The 19,380-nt window shown below is 36.1% G+C and carries 21 protein-coding genes, 8 tRNA genes and 2 pseudogenes; 6 read left to right on the top strand and 25 right to left on the bottom strand.

The window, feature by feature from the left end; all coding sequences use genetic code 11:
• The first annotated feature begins 25 nt into the window (after positions 1–25).
• The 3 genes from BN986_RS20710 to BN986_RS20700 all read left to right on the top strand — a co-directional run bounded on the left by BN986_RS20710 (position 26) and on the right by BN986_RS20700 (position 1,311).
• Positions 26–355 (top strand): DMT family transporter, encoded by a 330-nt coding sequence (locus tag BN986_RS20710; RefSeq protein WP_040983662.1) that lies wholly within the window; start codon positions 26–28, stop codon positions 353–355.
• A 30-nt stretch (positions 356–385) separates the two neighbouring features.
• Positions 386–700 carry a DMT family transporter gene (locus tag BN986_RS20705; RefSeq protein ID WP_040983660.1) on the top strand — a complete coding sequence of 105 codons (315 nt, stop codon included), beginning with the start codon at positions 386–388 and terminating at the stop codon, positions 698–700.
• Between the two features lie 194 nt (positions 701–894).
• On the top strand, positions 895–1,311 hold the full coding sequence (locus BN986_RS20700; RefSeq protein WP_040983657.1) for an ester cyclase: 417 nt from the start codon (positions 895–897) through the stop codon (positions 1,309–1,311).
• A 232-nt stretch (positions 1,312–1,543) separates the two neighbouring features.
• Here the strand turns inward: BN986_RS20700 and BN986_RS27750 are convergent.
• The 4 genes and pseudogenes from BN986_RS27750 to BN986_RS20675 all read right to left on the bottom strand — a co-directional run bounded on the left by BN986_RS27750 (position 1,544) and on the right by BN986_RS20675 (position 5,087).
• Positions 1,544–2,248, bottom strand: a pseudogene (locus BN986_RS27750) (GNAT family N-acetyltransferase).
• A gap of 749 nt (positions 2,249–2,997) precedes the next feature.
• Positions 2,998–3,372: a VOC family protein gene (locus BN986_RS20685; RefSeq protein WP_040983654.1), complete on the bottom strand. Its 375-nt coding sequence runs from the start codon at positions 3,370–3,372 to the stop codon at positions 2,998–3,000.
• A 29-nt stretch (positions 3,373–3,401) separates the two neighbouring features.
• Positions 3,402–4,067 carry a PadR family transcriptional regulator gene (locus BN986_RS20680; protein ID WP_052400986.1) on the bottom strand — a complete coding sequence of 222 codons (666 nt, stop codon included), beginning with the start codon at positions 4,065–4,067 and terminating at the stop codon, positions 3,402–3,404.
• A gap of 441 nt (positions 4,068–4,508) precedes the next feature.
• The gene (locus BN986_RS20675; RefSeq protein ID WP_040983653.1) at positions 4,509–5,087 is read right to left on the bottom strand and encodes a TetR/AcrR family transcriptional regulator; all 579 of its coding nucleotides are present in this window, start codon (positions 5,085–5,087) and stop codon (positions 4,509–4,511) included.
• A 155-nt stretch (positions 5,088–5,242) separates the two neighbouring features.
• Between BN986_RS20675 and BN986_RS20670 the strand changes: the two genes are divergently transcribed.
• Positions 5,243–5,929: an SDR family NAD(P)-dependent oxidoreductase gene (locus BN986_RS20670; protein ID WP_040983651.1), complete on the top strand. Its 687-nt coding sequence runs from the start codon at positions 5,243–5,245 to the stop codon at positions 5,927–5,929.
• 214 nt (positions 5,930–6,143) lie between these two features.
• On the opposite strand, the gene BN986_RS20665 is transcribed toward BN986_RS20670, so the two are convergent.
• From BN986_RS20665 to BN986_RS20650, 4 genes are all read right to left on the bottom strand, one after another.
• Positions 6,144–6,467, bottom strand: coding sequence for a DUF6414 family protein (locus tag BN986_RS20665; protein WP_420836089.1), 324 nt, complete (start codon positions 6,465–6,467; stop codon positions 6,144–6,146).
• A 26-nt stretch (positions 6,468–6,493) separates the two neighbouring features.
• Complete coding sequence (locus BN986_RS20660) at positions 6,494–6,730, bottom strand: DUF6414 family protein (protein WP_040983647.1); 237 nt, start codon at positions 6,728–6,730, stop codon at positions 6,494–6,496.
• A 217-nt stretch (positions 6,731–6,947) separates the two neighbouring features.
• Positions 6,948–7,577, bottom strand: a complete 630-nt coding sequence (locus tag BN986_RS20655) for an HIRAN domain-containing protein (RefSeq protein WP_040983645.1) — start codon at positions 7,575–7,577, stop codon at positions 6,948–6,950.
• Positions 7,578–7,689: 112 nt separating this feature from the next.
• Positions 7,690–8,199 (bottom strand): YfiT family bacillithiol transferase, encoded by a 510-nt coding sequence (locus tag BN986_RS20650; protein ID WP_040983643.1) that lies wholly within the window; start codon positions 8,197–8,199, stop codon positions 7,690–7,692.
• Positions 8,200–8,513: 314 nt separating this feature from the next.
• On the opposite strand from BN986_RS20650, the pseudogene BN986_RS27745 reads away from it, so the two are divergent.
• Positions 8,514–8,903 (top strand): annotated as a pseudogene (locus BN986_RS27745) (tyrosine-type recombinase/integrase); the annotation flags it as partial.
• Between the two features lie 148 nt (positions 8,904–9,051).
• Here the strand turns inward: BN986_RS27745 and BN986_RS20645 are convergent.
• The 10 genes from BN986_RS20645 to BN986_RS27180 all read right to left on the bottom strand — a co-directional run bounded on the left by BN986_RS20645 (position 9,052) and on the right by BN986_RS27180 (position 10,959).
• A tRNA-Leu gene (locus BN986_RS20645) sits at positions 9,052–9,135 on the bottom strand.
• Between the two features lie 13 nt (positions 9,136–9,148).
• A tRNA-Leu gene (locus tag BN986_RS20640) sits at positions 9,149–9,235 on the bottom strand.
• 10 nt (positions 9,236–9,245) lie between these two features.
• A tRNA-Lys gene (locus BN986_RS20635) sits at positions 9,246–9,321 on the bottom strand.
• Positions 9,322–9,413: 92 nt separating this feature from the next.
• Positions 9,414–9,488, bottom strand: a tRNA-Gln gene (locus tag BN986_RS20630).
• Between the two features lie 7 nt (positions 9,489–9,495).
• A tRNA-Asp gene (locus BN986_RS20625) sits at positions 9,496–9,572 on the bottom strand.
• Between the two features lie 28 nt (positions 9,573–9,600).
• Positions 9,601–9,672, bottom strand: a tRNA-Glu gene (locus BN986_RS20620).
• 16 nt (positions 9,673–9,688) lie between these two features.
• A tRNA-Ser gene (locus BN986_RS20615) sits at positions 9,689–9,779 on the bottom strand.
• A 5-nt stretch (positions 9,780–9,784) separates the two neighbouring features.
• A tRNA-Asn gene (locus tag BN986_RS20610) sits at positions 9,785–9,859 on the bottom strand.
• A gap of 263 nt (positions 9,860–10,122) precedes the next feature.
• A complete protein-coding gene (locus BN986_RS20605) occupies positions 10,123–10,575 on the bottom strand; it encodes a SprT family protein (RefSeq protein WP_040983641.1) in 453 nt (150 codons plus the stop codon).
• A gap of 228 nt (positions 10,576–10,803) precedes the next feature.
• Positions 10,804–10,959, bottom strand: coding sequence for a hypothetical protein (locus BN986_RS27180; protein WP_157037094.1), 156 nt, complete (start codon positions 10,957–10,959; stop codon positions 10,804–10,806).
• A 448-nt stretch (positions 10,960–11,407) separates the two neighbouring features.
• Here BN986_RS27180 and BN986_RS20600 point away from each other — a divergent pair, with 448 nt between their 5' ends.
• Entirely contained in the window at positions 11,408–12,901 is a 1,494-nt protein-coding gene (locus BN986_RS20600; protein ID WP_040983639.1) for a catalase, read from the top strand.
• Positions 12,902–13,009: 108 nt separating this feature from the next.
• On the opposite strand, the gene BN986_RS20595 is transcribed toward BN986_RS20600, so the two are convergent.
• From BN986_RS20595 to BN986_RS20565, 7 genes are all read right to left on the bottom strand, one after another.
• Positions 13,010–15,169, bottom strand: a complete 2,160-nt coding sequence (locus tag BN986_RS20595) for a Tex family protein (RefSeq protein ID WP_040983637.1) — start codon at positions 15,167–15,169, stop codon at positions 13,010–13,012.
• 147 nt (positions 15,170–15,316) lie between these two features.
• Entirely contained in the window at positions 15,317–15,922 is a 606-nt protein-coding gene (locus BN986_RS20590) for a SpoIIE family protein phosphatase (protein WP_040983634.1), read from the bottom strand.
• Complete coding sequence (gene sigB / locus BN986_RS20585; RefSeq protein WP_040983632.1) at positions 15,919–16,710, bottom strand: RNA polymerase sigma factor SigB; 792 nt, start codon at positions 16,708–16,710, stop codon at positions 15,919–15,921. The genes BN986_RS20590 and sigB overlap by 4 nt, the downstream gene beginning before the upstream one ends.
• Positions 16,682–17,158, bottom strand: a complete 477-nt coding sequence (gene rsbW, locus BN986_RS20580) for an anti-sigma B factor RsbW (protein ID WP_040983629.1) — start codon at positions 17,156–17,158, stop codon at positions 16,682–16,684. The genes sigB and rsbW overlap by 29 nt, the downstream gene beginning before the upstream one ends.
• Positions 17,158–17,490 (bottom strand): STAS domain-containing protein, encoded by a 333-nt coding sequence (locus BN986_RS20575; RefSeq protein ID WP_040983627.1) that lies wholly within the window; start codon positions 17,488–17,490, stop codon positions 17,158–17,160. Before BN986_RS20575 ends, rsbW begins: the two co-directional genes overlap by 1 nt.
• 291 nt (positions 17,491–17,781) lie before the next feature.
• Positions 17,782–18,795 carry a PP2C family protein-serine/threonine phosphatase gene (locus BN986_RS20570; protein ID WP_040983625.1) on the bottom strand — a complete coding sequence of 338 codons (1,014 nt, stop codon included), beginning with the start codon at positions 18,793–18,795 and terminating at the stop codon, positions 17,782–17,784.
• A 180-nt stretch (positions 18,796–18,975) separates the two neighbouring features.
• Positions 18,976–19,377 (bottom strand): anti-sigma regulatory factor, encoded by a 402-nt coding sequence (locus BN986_RS20565; RefSeq protein WP_040983623.1) that lies wholly within the window; start codon positions 19,375–19,377, stop codon positions 18,976–18,978.
• Positions 19,378–19,380 lie beyond the last annotated feature (3 nt).

Here is a 19,380-nt window from a genome sequence, read left to right as displayed (position 1 = left end):
CACATCCTAAAGAGAGGTATCACTCATGTATTATGTAATTCTTATCTTATCTATCATTTTTGAGGTAAACGCTGCAACTTTTATGAAATTGTCGGAAGGTTTTACTTCATTTATACCTTCCGTTATTGTCATTGTTTCTTATTTCTTGGCATTAACTTTATATATTTGGTTAACCAAAGTCAAAGAACTAGGTATTATAAATGCTCTATGGTCTGGCGGAGGCACCATTTTAATAACAATCAATGGCATTCTTTTTTTCAATGAATCTATTTCATTTATAAAAGTATTTGGGATATTATTGATTGTTTTAGGGATCATTGGATTAAGTCTCCCCATAGATTTCATCATTCATTAAAGTAAATAATATGGAAGCGGGGTGAATAAGTTGGGCGCCATATTACTGACAATCAGTATTCTTTTTTCCATTATTGCTAATGTATTTGTGAAACAATCTCAGGGGTTTAAAAATAAGACTTCAACTGTACTAGCCTTTTTATTTTTTGCATTTTGCATTTTCTTTTTAACCTTAAGTGTTCAATATATGGAAATTGGAATTGCCTATGCGATCTGGTGTGGAGTCGTTTTAACAGCTATTACATTAATTGGAATTATCTTTTTTCAAGAATCAAAAAATAAGGTGAAGTTAATATCCATATTCATAACATTAATAGGCGTCATTCTTCTTCAATTACAAAGTTAAAAGCTGACGCTTCATCTCTTCTGATTTTATGTGAAAAGATATTAGCTGGTAGTGTTGTGATAACCATACACTTCGACTTTCATATTAGCAGCCAAATGTTTTTAATTAACCATGTAACTTGAATACTGTGGAAAAGATATTTAAAGTTGAATATAGGTACCAAAAATTGTTTATAACCAGAGAGGAGTTTCAATATGAACGGAAAAGAAATTTATCAAGTTTGGATGAATGCCTGGAACAAAGACATATCTATGCTTCATGACATTACAGATGAGAGTTGTACAGTTCATCAAGCAAGAACAGACGGCAAAGATTCGAATAGCATAAAAGGAGTAGAAGCATTAAAGGATGTTGTTGAATCTGCTAAATACTATTTTGAAAATGTAAAAATGTCGCTGATTGTTCAACCAATTGAAGAGAGAAATTATGTATCCGCCCGCTGGAATTTTAAAGGAATTTATAATGGCAATATGGGAGAAGCAAAAGCAGAGAAAGGAAAACTGGTTTCTTTTGACGGAACTGATATCTTCCGTATAGAAAATGGTAAAATCAAAGATTATTGGGTTTCTTCCGATGTTATTGATTTTATGAATCAGCTAGAACTATTTTAGTGATATTTGCATTTACTTCAAATTTAATTATTAAAAGCTGTTTTCACTATCTAGGTATCAAGAAAGAATTTATTTTCTTCCATATATAGACGTGGTGTCACACTTGGTGCAAATCCATCAAATAAGCACTCATTTCCCAAAATTGGAATGAGTGCTTTTGAATTCAAGGAGACTATATCCTTTGATAGAATAATTTTTATATTAAGGTAATAAACATGATACTGAAACGTCCTTAGATTTGATTCCAGTCACTTTTTAACAAAGAAAAAGAATAATAATCGTAATACTTTCCTCTAAATAAATGTTTCTCCCTATAAATCCCTTCTTTCTTAAATCCAATCCTTTCCAATAATTTTATCGAATTGACATTTCCTAAAGCAACAAATGCATTAATTCTATTTAATTCCATATTATTGAATCCACTCTCAATTGCACTTATTAAAGCTTCTTTCATATAACCTTGTCTCCAACATTCATGCCATAAAACGAAACTTCACGCAGTGGGAGTTTTTGTTCTTCTCCCACTGCGTGTTAGTTGAGTGATTCAGGGAGTTATCTCCCGCCTAAATAAATTTATTTTCACGCTTTATTTTGAGGAGGGAGGTTTACGGACGCTTCTCCGTGATAAATCATAACCAATCTCTGCAATATTGTTGGTTCTATCCCAACAGTCATAACCACACGTGCCAATTTGTTGTTGATTGTTATCTTTTGTGACTAATACCCATCGATTATAACCTCTTTTTTCAGGCTCTGAATTCCAATTAATGAATTCTACAGCATCATTTTTGGTCGTAAATAATTCTTCATCATATAGAAATTCACATACTTTTTCATTGCTAAACAGCTGATAAATAAAATCAATATCTTCATCACGTACATTTCGCAAGATTAATCTTTCTGTTTCCAGATTGGGAAAATTCTTATGTAGAGTCATTGTAAAACTCCTTTTGAACTTTTATGTTCAATAGTATGGAAGTATCTTATTTCTTTAGTTTAAGTATCGTTCTTCTCAAGCCTCATACATATTTTAATACAACTAATTCATTGGGTATGAGGCTCTCCTTTAATCAAATGATCCGATTGCTTCATTAATACCTTTGAGATTTAATAGTCTTAACATCTTTTCCTCTTTTAGAACCCTAAAAGCATCCATTTAAATGCGTGCAAAAATCAAAAAGGTATGAAATCCTTAATATAATTAGTTTTTACATATGATGCGATCGGTGGGATTTGAATCCACACGAGTTATTCACCCACCAGGTCCTCATCGGGTAATACCGTACCATATATACTAAAACCCTATTATACGTACTCTCATTTACTCTAATTACTTACTTTCACCTTTTTTCACAACAATTTCAGGCTTAAAATAGTCATTAAAAACCTATTAGAAACCGAATGTTTACATTTAAAAAAACAATATTATTCGTGTTTTCAATTTGATATTTTCTGTTCAAGTTCGCTAATTCTTCTATCATGTTCCATCCATTTATTTGATATTGTTGAGCTTTAACTGCTGCTAAATCAGATTCAAGTTTTCTCTGCTGCCGATTTATATTACTGTGTAGCAATAATAAAGTCGTTAAAAAAACCTAAGTTTTATTCAACAATCGCGCCCGATTGCGGCATAACCAAAGAGTCCATATCCGCAATATCCAACGTGCTTATCAACATTGATTATGGCTAATCAGTCATAACTTCAAATAGGCATCCATCTAAATTGGTCCAAAACAACCCACGGGAAGCAAAAGGGTGATCTGTGCGTTGATTGTCTGTTTCAAACGGGCTGTTCCCGAAGGCGACATTCCTTTTACAAAGTCGGTCAAGAATCTGGTCAAAAGTATGTCCATCAACACTGAAAGCCAAATGCTGTTGTGGAGTATCATCCTCGATTGTCATAAAGAAAACAGAAAGATCGTCATTAACTTGCACTTCTGCAAAATTATTGTCTATCCCTTCATAACCATCAAGTTTAAGGCCCATATTCTCTGCAAATTCGTGTGCAGCTTTATCATTATCTTTAGCGAATACCACTGTGTGGTCAAGTGTAATTGTCAATTTAAAGTCTCCTTTTATATTTTTAAGAATTATTGTCCATCTGAGTTTTTCTCTTCGTCATCACCTATTTTCAAAAGCTCTGCCCGTGTTTTTTCGAGCAGCTTTTGTAGTTGTTCCTTTTTTTCGGGCTTTTCTATAGCTTGACGGCCCACCTTGAAAAATTCATGGAATAAACTCTGAATGTCAGATCTTAAAATCTGAATTTCGTCTAGATTCACATTTTCAAGCAAATCCATCCTTGAGTTGAAAGGATCTTCATCTTGGTTTTTTTTCAAAAAGGCTTGCCCCTCACCTGTAAGATGATAAACTTTTTTCCGACCCTCTTTGATTACATTAACTAGATCTTGATCCTCAAGCATCTGTAGAATAGGATAAACGGAACCAGGACTAGGAGAATAAAACCCCTTAAACCTTTCCTCAAGCTCTTTAATTAATCCATATCCATGTCTTGATTGTTCTTGTAACAATTTTAATAAGACAATCTTGAGATCACCACGCCCGAAAAAACGTTCACCACTATTATCCCCATCAGATTCTTTGCCTGCGAAAATATGAGGTCCGCCTTGCCCGTCAAAGTTACCGTTTTCCATCCCAAATTCCGCGTCGAATCTGTCGCCTTTAAAGACACCATGATGATAAAAATGACCCTGTCCTTTTAAAAAAGGATATTGGGGCATATCGGGTCTTTTGTACATATTCACAACCTCCTGTTGATTTTATTCTAAAATAGCGATATATCGTTAATTTAGAATAACCGATATATCGTTAACTGTCAAGATGGTGAATATATTTTCTTCAGTTCATCTTACCTATAACATAGCTTTACTTAGAATAATGCCTTCTCTTATTCAGGGCCTACAATGAAAAATAAGCGCTTATCCTTATTCAAGGATAGCGCCTATTTGTTGGGTAACTTTGACTTTAACATGTAATTATAAGAGTGGAACCGCCAACATTTTAACGAAAGTATACCCTAAGCCCTGAATCTTGTTCGACTTGGCGTTTCTCTTTACTTTATGCTCAAACGACATCCTCACCTAAGCAAACTAAATTAAACGGACTCGCAAAAAAAAGCAGTGACTGACTAGGCACACAAACCTAGACAGTCGCGTTCTTTATTAAACTAACGTTACTGGTTACCGTAACACTCCTTCAAAAGACCGTGATCCACCCACTACAAATAATGCAATCTTCTTGGCCACGTCTTCCTTTTTCATGGTATGTTTACCAAGATACAATTGCAATCCACCTTCATGAATGATTTGTGCGAAAATTGGCACGAACATATCCTTTTCATTATTTGAATACTTATGATCCAAACTTTTCGACAAAAAAATCTTTAATTCATTTAGTATTTTTTCCTTCATTTGAGGTAAGGCCCATTTACCATAGCTGCTGCGACATTCAATGTTCGGTTGTTGATAAAAATCATATACTGCAAAAATGAGTTGGTTTATACTATCCTGATCGAATTTCATATCATCTGAAGTATGGCTTTCGATAGATGCTGAGGCAAAATCCTCCATAATATAGTCAATTAAATCGTATTTATCATTAAAATGTGCATAGAATGTAGCACGATTAACCTGCGCTCCCTTTGCTATATCAGCTATTGTAATATTCTCAAAATCTTTTTGAGAAGCTAAATTGTAAAAAGCATTAATTAAGAACTGTTTCGTTTGTGTAATACGTAGGTTCCTTACTTTTGATGCCATTTGTCTCACCTCCCACCCGACAATATCGTGATATTGTGGCTATAGCAACATTCTGCAGTAGATTGTTGGTTGTTGTACTAATTTATTGGCTGTATAGTTTTCATTAAAGCAACACATGTTGTTTTTAATATATCACAGATAGGAGTTAATAAAAAATGAAAACTATTGTCATCGTTGGGGCAGGCCCTGGATTAGGATTGTCTATAGCAAAAAAATTCGGAGAGAAGGGATTTAGGGTAGCGACCATTGCGAGGAATCCTGAGAAATTAGCAATTATCGAACGTGAACTCAAGGAACTAAATATTGAAACACAATCTTTTGTAGCCGATGTTACGGACTTAGCTGCCTTAAAACAAGCCATTCAATCAGCTAAAAAAGCATTTGGTTCGATTGATGTACTAGAGTTTAGCCCCTATGCTAAGGAGGATAAGTTCACTTCTGTGCTCGAAACGACGCCGCAAAGTATAGTAAATATTATGAACAGCTATTTGTTGGGCGGCGTTTTTTCCGTGAATGAGGTGCTACCAGATATGATAAATAACGGTTCTGGTGCCATATTATTTACAACAGGCGTATCTACTATGTTCCCTTTACCATATGCGGGAAATGCCGGAATCGTTGGGGCTGGTATGCGTAATTATGCCTTAAACCTGCACAATGAGTTGAAAGAAAAAGGGGTGTTTATCGGACATCTTTCAATCGGAGCCATGATACAACCTGTAACAGAAGGAGACCCAGATCTTATTGCTGAAGCTTGGTATAACTTATATGAGAATAATGATCATTTTGAAGAAGTATTCCCTCCAGGACTCGATCCAACTACACTGCTTGGCGGAAATTAATATAAAGGAGATAAGACAACTATTGAAATGATAGTTGTCTTATCTCTTTTGCCCGTACGTAGTGCAACATTTAGCTATTTACCTCGCACAGTATCTGTCACAATTAACATGAATATCCTGTTTTATTTGGAAGTATCATTCAACAATATGGCCCGATTCTGGAACACCGCTATGCCGCAATCGCGCCCGATTGCTTAACAAGGAGATTGTATTATTATCTATATATAGCAATTGGCAATACAACAGCTGCAGGTCCTACAACTGTTTCTTTAAACTCTTTTGGCAAAGCGTTATCTTTCCTTCTTCTTTCAGCCTGATTAGTTGTTTTTCTCTCTAATTCCTTTATATCAAAAAGCTCATACGCCTCTCCTGAAGCGATTTTCCTTTCTATTTTGCATAGTATTTTATAGTCATTCCCAGTAATATCACTTTGCTCTTTGACCAAAAATTTGTTGTTTAAGTATGCAATAAATTTATACTTCGCATCCGAGGTTTCAATTTTTACAGGAATACCGTTAATTTCTTGTAACTCTTTAATTTTTGATATTTGATTTGTTACTTCGTCTACTTCTTTCTTATCGATGTAACGACGCCTTTCCTAGAAGTCTCTTTACCTGTTTTCGAGTCTCTTCCAAAATCAACTCCTGCAACGCCAAGACCTACATTACCTTTTCCTTTATTTGTTTTTTCTTCTTTTTCAACTTCTGAGTATTCATTTTCGATAAAACCAGAAATATGACCTGACAGATTATCTACGTAATCACTATCAAAATAATAAAAATCTCTAAAGTCTAATTTCATACAATGCTCCCCCAACCTTTTATATTAATTTAAAAACACATAAACAATTTTAAATATGATTTTTCTTATGGACGCATTAAATTACTTAATTTTGAGTTATCCTTACTGAGTATAAAATGTTTCAATTTTTTAAGATAATTTTATTTCGCAATCTGGCTTTGAGTCAGAAGTAATCCTTGTTCTAAAAGTACACCCGATTGCTTCATAAGTCTTAGAGCTAGTTATATTCAGTCTTTATAGTTACTTGCCCATCTAATCTATATTCAGATTCCCCAATATCAACTTTTTCATCATTACGGTTTATTTTATATTTACCACCTTTTAAACTAACACTAAAATTGAGTTTTTGGTTATTCTTTAAATCACCAGTTAATTGACCATATACGTACTCTTTACCTTCCGAGAAATTTTTCTTGGGAACATGACCAACCATAAATGAGTCTATATAGACTGCTATTGCCTTTGCATCATATTCATTATCAGGTTCTAATTGTAGCGAGCAATTGGAAAATAATGCACCACCATATTCAAAAATTGGTTCATCATAAGTTTCTTCTAATATTTCTTTATTTGTCATACCCTCGTATTTTTCATCAAAGAAAATGCTATTTTCCTTTTCTTGTTGTATAGCTTTTTTTATTGCTTTTTGGTAAAAAGAAGTGCCTGCAATTTTGAAATCAATGTATTCAAAAATTCCATGTTTCTCTTCCCTTGTTACTGAATAACTTGTCTCTGCAATAGGGAGTGGTCCCTTATATTCCTCTTTAATTTCCGATGCGATTTCTTGTTGTGGTTCATTGTTTCGAGATTTTTTTTTGGTTTTAAAAAGAAAATTGAATATACCCACATTATTTTCTCCCCTCCATATAACACTAACTCTTTTTCAACATAATGGTCCTTGTGTACACCAGGACGCCAAGTCTTATTCTAGATAGGCTCCCTCCCCTGTAATAAACACACTATTCTGATAACGCGATTTTTATATGGGATAAATGGTGTTCTTCGTGCCAGGCTAATTTTGCAACTTTTGTTGCAACTGTTATCTCATCACTTTTTTGGAGAGTAAAAGCTCGATCTAATTGCTCTTTAGTTAAACTATACCCTAAAGATACGATGCGCTCATTTATACCTTCTAGCAATTTAATAGAACTTTCTACAGGAAGCCTTGTATCGGGTTCAAGCGCCCACTTATCTTGATCAAAGGCTGGTACTGTTGGATTTTCATCTGTTAAAGCCAGTTTCAAACGTTGATACATGTTCAACTGAGAATCTGCAATGTGATGAACAAGTTGACGGACTGTCCAGCTACCATCACGATATGTTCTGTTTAATTCCTCATCATTTAAAGTGTCAACAGTTTCTCTTAATCGAATCGTGTAATTTTCGATTTCCTCTAGCCATTCGTGAACATTTTCTAATGTTACTTTGTTAGGAACTTCTAATTTACCAATTGGAAATCTTACATCCATTTTAATCCCCTTCCTTATTCGTTAATTATTGCATAATCCTTTTTATATTTTAACATAAATATCTAATTCCCTTATTAACTGTTATTCAAGATAATGGCCCGATAATCGAACATCAAAGTTAAACAATCGCGCCCGTTTGCGGTCTAACGAATTACTCAAATTATGATAATTTCCAAGCTGGAGCTAAAGAATGGAATTGAAAAAAATAGCTCATTATAACGTGAATAACAAAATAAAGGGCTAATATCGTTATGTATGTAAAAAACCAAGTTGAAAGTGATTTATGTAAAAACAGATAAAGCAAATACATCCCAACTGGAAATTCAATTAGACGTATCAGCATTAATGCTAAATTGATAAACCTACTTCTGGAATGGAAAAAAGAACAACAATTTCTATTTAAAAATATCAATTGAAGCATTCTGATGAAGTCCATGTATTTCAATATAGAGAAATTCCACCAACAAAAGACATTTTCAGTAGACGTATCAAAAAGGTTTGTGAGCGTGGCGATCTTGAACCTATCCGTCAACATGATTTAAGACACTCTCATGTGGCTTTATTAATTTATCAAGGGGAAGTAACATGTAACTATTAAAGAACGTTTAGGACATGCTTCTATTACAACGACAATTGATGTTTATGGACATTTGTTTCCTAATAAGCAAAGAGAAACTGCTGATAAATTGGATGATTTTTTCTAAATCCGAGCGTTTTATTTTTTCCATAAACTGGATTAAGCACAAACTAGGCACAAAAAAATAAAAAAAGCACCCATTTCTTATAGAAAAATGAGTGCATAAAAAAATATCAAAGGTCTGAAACCCTGATATGATTGGTTTTTACATATAATGCGGTCGGTGGGATTTGAACCCACACGAGTTATTCACCCACCAGGCCCTCAACCTGGCGCGTCTGCCATTCCGCCACGACCGCATGATATAAGAAGTGGTGCGGATAAAGGGACTCGAACCCCCACGTCCTAATGGACACTAGAGCCTGATTCTAGCGCGTCTGCCAATTCCGCCACATCCGCTAAATTAAAATGGTGAGCCATGAAGGATTCGAACCTTCGACCCTCTGATTAAAAGTCAGATGCTCTACCGACTGAGCTAATGGCTCCTATATTTAATAAGTCATTATGATATGCTTATCAATAAAAAAATACTATTATCATTAATAGTATTATCATGTATTCCCTCTAAAAAGAAAAATGGCTGGGCCACCAGGATTCGAACCTGGGGTACACGGGATCAAAACCCGATGCCTTACCGCTTGGCTATGGCCCAACTATAATGGCGGTCCGGACGGGACTCGAACCCGCGACCTCCTGCGTGACAGGCAGGCATTCTAACCAACTGAACTACCGGACCAATATATTTATTTAAAATTTTAGAAAGATGACCCGTACGGGATTCGAACCCGTGTTACCGCCGTGAAAGGGCGGTGTCTTAACCGCTTGACCAACGGGCCACTATGAAAATTAAAATGGCGGAGAAGGAGGGATTTGAACCCTCGCGCCGCTTACACGACCTACACCCTTAGCAGGGGCGCCTCTTCAGCCACTTGAGTACTTCTCCAATAATGGCTCCACAGGTAGGATTCGAACCTACGACCGATCGGTTAACAGCCGATTGCTCTACCACTGAGCTACTGTGGAATATAAAGTAATCAGTCACTATCTATGTAATATCCTAATTACGCAACAACAAAAAATATCATACAATATATCTTGTTGTTTGTCAACAAAAGCCTTTAAATTTCTTTAAAAGTTTTTCTAAGCTTGGAAAGTTAACCAAAACTCCATGCAATTCGACAATAGATCTGAAACGCATTTTCTAGTAAGGAAAGCTTGTCATTTCATATCAGCTTCATTAATTTATCATGGAAAATATTATTCGTCAATACTTATCCTCAAAAAAATTAAACCAGATTTAACTTTCCTCTGCATTTTCCACATCGATACCTGGACACATCTACTTTTCTCACCCTTTTATAGACGGTTTTACATTTGTTGCATTCATAGGTATACCGGTAACGGTTTTGTTCAGAAGGTAACTGTTTGCAATGACGGGGAGATCCTGTTTTCGCAAGTAATTCCCGAAAATCTTTATCCCGATGCTGATATCCTTTTCCTTCAATATGCAAATGATAATGACAAAGTTCATGTTTAATAATACCGTAAAGTTCTTCTCTTTCAAATTCCAATGCATATTTAGGATTTAATTCAATGAGGCGTTTACTCGGAATATATCTTCCGCCAGTAGTCCGCAAACGGGGATTAAAACGAACTTCATCCATAAACGATTTATTAAAAAAAGTTTCTGATAACTGGTTAACTAACTGATACAATTCTTCATCCGGCATTAGTTTCATTTGTTTCACCCTCTTAGAAAGCTTATGCAAACGCCCGTCCTGTACCAGCACAAGCAATTGCTGAATCCAACGTTCTCGCTCGATATGGAGATCTTTGTTGAAGTTCCTTTAAAATCGGCCATTTTTCTTCGCTTACTAAAAATAGACACATTTTTTACAAGTATAGATTGTATGGCATTTTGTTTGTCGTCACTGGCATGTTCAAATTTTTACGGTGTCAAAATCTTTTCACGTTAAATTTTCATCATTTCTTAACGTGTAAAGCCATACATCATTATTGTATATTTTTTTACCTTCACAGCGTTTTAAAATTTGCTTCTTGGATGTTTTCCATTGTATTCCATTTGAAATTCCAATAAAAAAGGTTAACTGATAATGACTCATTTTAACTTGAACTCCTCCGCTTATCAAGCTTAGGATCGCTTGAAACGAGAGCTTCCGATCAATCAAGCGAAAACGCATTTAGAACTTTTGATTTGTTCCTTTAGCATACACCATACAAATGTTCGTTCTTTAGAGCAACATCCCTTTACAGAGCAAAATATATATCCAGAACAGCCACTCTACTATATTATCCCTCTTTTCAACATATATTCTCATTTAAACAAACTAATTGAGAATAAATAGAATGATTCATTCAAAATTCTATTTCGTATTAAAAGAAATTCGAACTTTTCAATTTATAGCCCACAAACTTGACTATTACTGTCAATAGGGGATTCTATAAATCTTTCTAAAAAAGTCACATAAATAACATAGTATATTAATAGCAATCTACTAGTTATTATGTTATTATAATAATTGTATTTAATATATAGGAGGGAAACTATTTATGAGTGAAAAAAGAAAAATGACCACTGCATTTGGTGCTCCTGTACCAAATGATGATGATTCCAAAACGGCCGGTAAACGTGGTCCATTATTAATGGAAGATTTTTGGTTCCTTGAAAAGCTTGCACACTTTGATCGTGAAGTAATCCCTGAACGCCGTATGCACGCTAAAGGATCTGGCGCTTATGGAACATTAACAATCACAAACGACATTACAAAATATACAAAAGCAAACATCTTCTCTGAAGTTGGGAAAAAAACCGATATGTTTATCCGTTTCTCTACCGTAGCTGGTGAGCGTGGAGCTGCTGATGCGGAACGTGATATTCGCGGAACTGCTATGAAGTTTTATACAGAAGAAGGAAACTGGGATTTAGTTGGTAACAACACCCCTGTATTCTTTATGAGAGATCCTAAACGTTTCCCTGACTTAAACCACGTTGTAAAACGTGATCCAAAAACAAACATGAAAAATGCTGATGCAAACTGGGATTTCTGGTCTAACTTACCAGAAGCACTTCACCAGGTTACTGTCGTTATGTCTGATCGCGGTATTCCAAAATCTTATCGTAACATGCACTTATTCGGCAGTCATGCGTATAGCTTATACAATGAAAATAACGAACGTGTTTGGGTGAAATTCCATTTCAGAACGCAGCAAGGAATTGAAAATCTTACAAACCAAGAAGCTGCAAATGTTGTCGGTGCAGACCGCGAAAGTCACCAACGCGATTTATACACGGCTATTGAAGAAGGCAATTTCCCTAAATGGAAAATGTACATTCAAGTAATGACAGAAGAAGAAGCTAAAAATATGCCATACAACCCATTTGACTTAACAAAAGTATGGTATAAAGATGAATTCCCGCTTATCGAAGTTGGTGAATTAGAGCTTAATAAAAACCCTGAAAACTATCATGAAGAGGTAGAGCAGGCAGCATTCGCTCCAACGAACATTGTACCTGGAATTGGATTCTCTCCAGATAAAATGTTACAAGGACGTCTATTCTCTTATGGAGATGCACAGCGTTACCGTCTAGGCGTTAACCATTGGCAAATCCCTGTTAACTATCCGAAAAATGCGAAAAACTTCCATCCATATCACCGCGATGGCGCAATGCGTGTTGTCCCTTACACAGGCGGACAAGTCAGCTACAGCCCGAACCAATATGGTGAATGGGAAGACAGCAAAGAGCATCAGGAACCTGCATTACAGCTGGGTGCAGATGTGGATGCTGATTACTTTGATTTTGATGAAGACGATGCGCTTTACTATGAACAGCCGGGTAAACTATTCCGCTTAATGTCTGATGAGCAGAAACAAGCTCTTTTCAGAAACACAGCGGATGATATTGCACCAGCATCAAAATCAGTGAAGCTTCGTCATATCAACAATTGCTATAAAGCTGATCCGGAATACGGAAAAGGTGTTGCAGAAGCAATTGGCATTTCTCTTGATGAAGTAGAAGCTGCAAACGAAGAATCTGTAAAATAATAACCAATAAAAAGAAGACCTTCCTTTTATCTAAGGCGAGCGTCTTCTTTTTGATGTTGAAAAAAGGGAACTTCATAATGTGGAAGCTCCCTTTTCTTATTTCTTACTTTATTGAATCATTGAAAGCGCAATTCTTCCTTTATGGACATTCACATCATCAACCCAAACAGTTACTACATCCCCAACAGAAGCAACATCCATTGGGTGCTTCACGAACTGCTTAGACATTTTAGAAATATGCACAAGCCCGTCTTGCTTCACTCCAATATCAACAAAGACACCAAAATCAACCACATTACGGACTGTTCCTTGCAGCTCCATGCCAGCTTTTAAATCTTCCATATTCATTACATTTTTCTTTAATAATGGCTGTGGAAAATCATCGCGCAAATCACGTTCTGGCTTACTTAATGCTTCAAGAATATCTTCTAACGTAGGTAACCCTATTTCCAGTTCTTCTGCGATAGCTTGCTTGTCAATTTCTTTAATTTTTTGTTCTAAAGGAGCTGTCCCCAAGGCCTGTTCATCAAAGCCAAGCTTATTTAATAATGCTTTCACATGTGAATAACTTTCTGGGTGAATAGGTGTACGATCAAGCGGCGTGTCCCCGTCCACAATTCTCAGGAATCCTATTGCCTGTTCATATGTTTTAGCACCGAGTCGTGGGATTTTCTTTAATTGTTTACGGTTTGTAAATTTCCCTTCCTCTTCCCGCTTCTTAATCACATTATTTGCTACGGTTTTACTTAAACCAGATACATACTGCAGAAGAGAGGAAGAAGCTGTATTTACATTTACACCAACCTGGTTAACTGCTGTTTCCACGACAAATGTCAATGAATTAGACAGTTCTTTCTGACTGACATCATGCTGATATTGGCCGACACCGATGGACTTCGGATCAATTTTCACCAGCTCTGCTAAAGGATCCTGTACCCTTCTCGCAATAGAAACAGCACTTCTTTCCTCTACTTGTAAATCAGGGAATTCTTCTCTCGCTAAAGCGGAAGCAGAATATACACTGGCTCCAGCCTCATTCACAATAATATACGGTATATCAAGTCGGTTATTTGTCAAAACATCCGAAATAAACTGTTCTGTTTCTCTGGAGGCTGTTCCATTTCCAATTGCAACTAATTCGACATCAAATTGGTTTATTAGACGAAGAACGACCTTCTCTGCCCCTTCGACATCTTTCTTTGGAGCAGTCGGATAAATCACTTGGATTTGATGAACTTTCCCTGTTTCATCCACAATCGCCAATTTACAACCTGTGCGAAAAGCAGGGTCAACTCCTAAAATCACCTTTCCTTTTAACGGCGGCTGAAGTAATAGATTTCTTAAGTTAACAGAGAAAACCTCAATTGCCTGTGCTTCTGCTTTTTCTGTAAGTGCACTGCGTATTTCTCTTTCCACTGATGGTTCAATTAACCTTTTATAACTATCTTCTACCGCAGCTGTTAACAATTCTTTAATAGTTTGTGGGCAATTTTTTGTAATCACCTTATTTTCTAAATAGGAGATTATTTTATCCACAGGCGCTTCTACCTGTACTTTTAAAATACCTTCTTTCTCTCCACGATTGAGTGCAAGAATTCGATGAGACACCAATGACCGAATCGCTTCGCTGTATTCATAATACATCTCAAAAATCTGTTTTTCATCTGCTTCTTTGTTTTTATCCTCTGACTGGATTGTGCCCTGTTTCATGGTGGTATCGCGAATAAATTCACGGTAAGCCGGTTCATCAGAAATCCATTCCGCAATAATGTCATTTACACCTTGAAGCACTTCTTCTACGGTAGTCAACGTGTGTTCTTCAGAAAAATACTGCGTCGCTTCTTGTTCTAAATCAAGTGATTCCTTCTGCTCCCAAATCACTTGTGCAAGCGGCTCTAACCCTTTCTCTTTTGCAATAGTTGCTCTGGTACGACGTTTTTGCTTATAAGGACGATACAAGTCTTCTACCTTTTGAAGCTGTGTCGCTTTTTCAATTTCATTTCTCAAATCATCTGTTAGTTTACCTTGTTCTTCAATAATGCGAAGTACTTCTTGTTTCCGCTCCGTCAGATTCAGGACGTATGTCCATCTATCCTGGATCTCTTTTATTTTCACTTCATCCAATCCGCCTGTTGCTTCCTTTCGATATCTTGCAATAAATGGAACGGTATTTCCTTCATCTAAAAGAGAGATTACTTTTGAAACAGTTTTACCTTGTATACTGGTATCTTTTGATACGATTGCAATTAATTTTTCATCTACATTCACTACGTCTTCTCCTCCTTACTCTACTCTTATTGTATCAAATTAAACACGGGAATGCTTTCTCACATTATTAGAAAAAACTTTCCAATAAAAAAGATTGATTTGTAATCAATAACAAATGAAACAACGTTCATGTTATTTTCATACAAATCAACCTTTTTCCCCTTTATATCTAATTGCCATTAATGTAGTGTCATCTTGTCTAGCGCTATCACTATACTGTGCATAGGCATCTGTAATCCGCTCTACTTTATAGTCTTTAAAGTAATACTCAGATAACTCTTTATCTTTAACTCCATCAGAAAATACAATGAAATTTGTGCCCTCACTTAATTTTTCTGTCATCACTTTCACACCCCGGTAACGGGAGCCGAGGTATCCAGAGCTTGGTATATTTCTCTTCTTTTTACATCCTTTTTCCAAAATAATAATACCTATATTTCCAATGGAGGAAAATGTAAAGGTTTGATCCACGAAGTCTATCTTTAATATGCCCATAACTGCTCCACGCATGCCAATTAGCTGTTTATTACATAAATCAATAATCTGTTTTACTGTTTTGTACTTATGCTGCTGCACAATATCAATAACTGCCTGGGAGGATTCTTTTGCAATTTCTCCGCTTCCAAGACCATCTGCAAGCACTCCTAAAAACATTTGGTCTTCTTCTATAAAAAAGTAGCTATCTCCACAAAAATGATTACCTTTTTTAGATTTTTGATAGACAGAAACATCTACATACTTACCGGAAATCAATCGAATACCTCTGTACTTTCCGTTTGCATCGTTTCTCGTAATTTGCGGAGTGCTCGTCTTTGAAGGCGTGAGACATGCATCTGTGAAATGCCCAGCATTTCCCCTGTTTCTTTTTGACTCATATTTTTAAAGTAGGTACATTCTAAAATTAATTGCTCCCGCTCTGACAAAACAGGAAGTATTTTTTCGAGCATCATTTTTTGTTCTAAATTCTCAAAACTATTATCCTCGTTGCCAATTAAATCTAAAATAGCAACTGTACTGCCGTCTGAATCAGCTTCAATTTTATGGTCAACAGATAGCGCTTTGTAGCTTTTACTCATTTCCATTGTTTCTAATACTTCTTCTTCAGCTACACCGATATGTTCTGCAATTTCTTGAATGGTAGGAGATTTTTGATTTTGGGTTGTCAGTTCATCTACACTTTTGCGAATTTTTGGTCCCAATTCTTTAATACGACGAGGGACATGTACACTCCATGTTTTATCCCGTATAAATCGTTTTATTTCACCAATAATGGTTGGGATCGCGAAAGATTCAAACGACTTACCATAAGATGGATCGTATCTCTTAATTGCCCCAAGCAGCCCAATCATGCCGACTTGTACAAGGTCTTCATGAATGGCGCTATTTTTGGAGTACTTTCGGGCAATAGATCCAACAAGATTTTGATAGGTTAAAACGATCTTTTCCTGTATTTCTTCATTTGTTGGATCTTCCTTAAGAGCACTTATCCACTGATAAACCTCATCTCCCCCTCTATTGAATGGTTGAGACTTGGTCGTCATCCATGTCCACCTCTTCTTCTCTATTGTATTTAGTCATAATGACCATTACGCCATATTTGTTGTTAATTTTTACTTCGTCCATTAGTGCTTCAATTAAGAATAAACCAAAGCCTCCCTCCCGAATTTTTTCAACTGGTTCATCGTTTTTATATGGGCCAGTTCCATTCTTTACCTCTTCTAAGTCAAAGCTTCCTCCACGATCAGCTACCATGATTTCCATACGATCTTCATATAAACCAAAGCCAACTGTTATTTCGCCAGATTCTTTTTCTTCATATGCATGCTCAACAGCATTTGTAACAGCTTCTGATATAGCAACTTTCAGGTCCTCAATTGCATCATAAGAGAAACCCATCCGGTTAGCAACGCCTGAAAGTGTTAAACGCATCACTCCAATATACTCTGCTTTCGCCGGCACCTTCATTTCTATATAATCAAATGCTTCCATTACTCATTGCCACCTCGAATCGCTGCTTTAATATCTATAATTTCATCAAGACCTGTTATCTCAAAAATGCGATACACCCGCCCTTGAACATTCTTCACGCTAAAATGGCTTCCACTTTCCTTCGATGCTTTTAAAGCACTAACAAAGACACCTAAACCAGTGCTGTCCATATACTGTACATTTTCTAAATCTACTTCAACTTCATTATCGCTCTCTTTAATTAAAGGCATTAATGATTCTTTTAATTCTGGTGCAGTATACGCATCAATCTCTCCACTTACTTCTAAAACTGTTACATTGCTTTCTTCTTGCACATTAACTGATAAATTCATAATAGCCCCCTCTGTCATCACAAGTATTAGATAGATGACGATACATTATAAAATGAATTTTCCTTCAGATGGGGACTTGCCACCCCAACTGAATATACTGTCGAGCAATCAAGTCTACACTGGCAGTCGGTCTCTACATTCCCCTATTTTATGGATTAGTAAAGTACAGACCAACCGCCAGTTAAATTGTGTTAAATTCACTTTTCTATAGTTTTTCACTTTCTCTATAACTTTAAACAAAGTATTGATAACATAACAAACTAATATACTGTATTCCCTGCTTTTATTTCTTTAAACCTCTTTACGAAGAACAATTAATGTAAAATCATCTCGTAATTGAAAGTCCTGGAGTTTTTCAAAATATTGATAAACATTATCCACCAGATCTTGTGCAGGCAAATCAGTATATTTTCGAATTACTTCCAGCAGTTCTTCTGTTTCAATAAATCGTTCACCGTCCCTGCACTCTGAAACTCCGTCAGTCAAAAATATAATTAAATCATCTTTATCAATATCCAGTTCATATTCCCGGTACTGTGCATCAGGCATCACACCAAGGACAATGCCCTTCGCACGAACCTCTTCGAACTCTCCGGTTTCCGCCCGGAAAATATACCCCGGTTCATGTCCTGCTGAGGATAACCTTAGTTTACTTTCTTTTGGCAGATAGTGTGCATAACACATCGTGATAAACATGCTGGAGTCAATATTTCTTTCGACAACACGATTCAGATTTTCCAAAACTTTATTCGGCGACATCGTTGCTTCCGGATAGCTGTCCATTGCATATTTGATCATGGACATACAAAGCGCTGCCGGGATTCCTTTACCAATAACATCCGCAATAGCAATTCCTATCGTTCCATTACTTCCTTTAGTAAAATGGTGATAATCTCCGTTCATCTGATGAGCAGGGACACTGATAACTCCAATATCCAGGTCATTTACTTCCGGCTTTTTCGTACCGAGTAAAGTTTTTTGCATATTCGCAGCAACGGAAATCTCAGAAGTCAGTACATCTTTTTCTTGTCTTAAATAATCCACTTCCTGTAATGCCAGCCCATAGAAAATAGTAGCCTCGAGTAAAAATTCCATAGAAAGTTTATACTCATGCATTAATTGCGGATAAATACGCTCCATTGCCTGGATATGCAAATTAATTAATTCTTCAGGTAAAATATTTTTTTTAATAAAAGCCTTACTAATTAATTCAAGATCATATAATGCTTTCTCATCTTGTGTTTCGATATATTTTTGTAATAATTCTCGGTATTTCACAGAATTTTTTTCAATTGTCTCTTTCACTATGGTTACTCCCCCTATGCTTCAAAGAACTTTTTATTCTTTTTAAGGCTTTCCCCGAGATTGATAATAGGTGCGTACTGCTTTCAGGAACACAGCTGTTTTCTCTTTTATCACACCTGACTTACCAGTGTATTGTTTACTGTATAAAACAAAGAGGATCACTAAAATAAAAAGACGATACTATCTAATCCATTTAATCGCTTTAATTTTAGTACCTTCCCCCACTGTGGATGTTATATCAAAATCATCCATCAATCGTTTTACTCCAGGTAGTCCGGCACCTAGTCCTCCAGAGGTCGTATAGCCATCTTGCATGACGCGGCTTACATCTTTAATTCCTGGACCAACATCAACAGCAGTCATTAATATACCCTTTTGACTATTCGTATAGATGTGCTCAAAACAAATTTGTCCATTTTTAGCGTATAAATAAATATTACGAGCCAATTCGGATACTGCTGTAGCAATCCTCGCCTGATCGACATTCCCAAAGCCGATTTCTTTAGCCATCTCTCGACCAAGCTGTCTTGCTCCTACAATATCCCACTCTTTATGAATGTTGACACAGGATCGTGGGTTCATATA

Origin of the sequence: Oceanobacillus jeddahensis (assembly GCF_000750635.1) — a bacterium.
GTDB lineage: Bacteria > Bacillota > Bacilli > Bacillales > Amphibacillaceae > Oceanobacillus > Oceanobacillus jeddahense.
The sequence above is the reverse complement of the archived record's forward strand: the minus strand, read 5'-3'. Positions and strand labels throughout refer to the sequence as shown.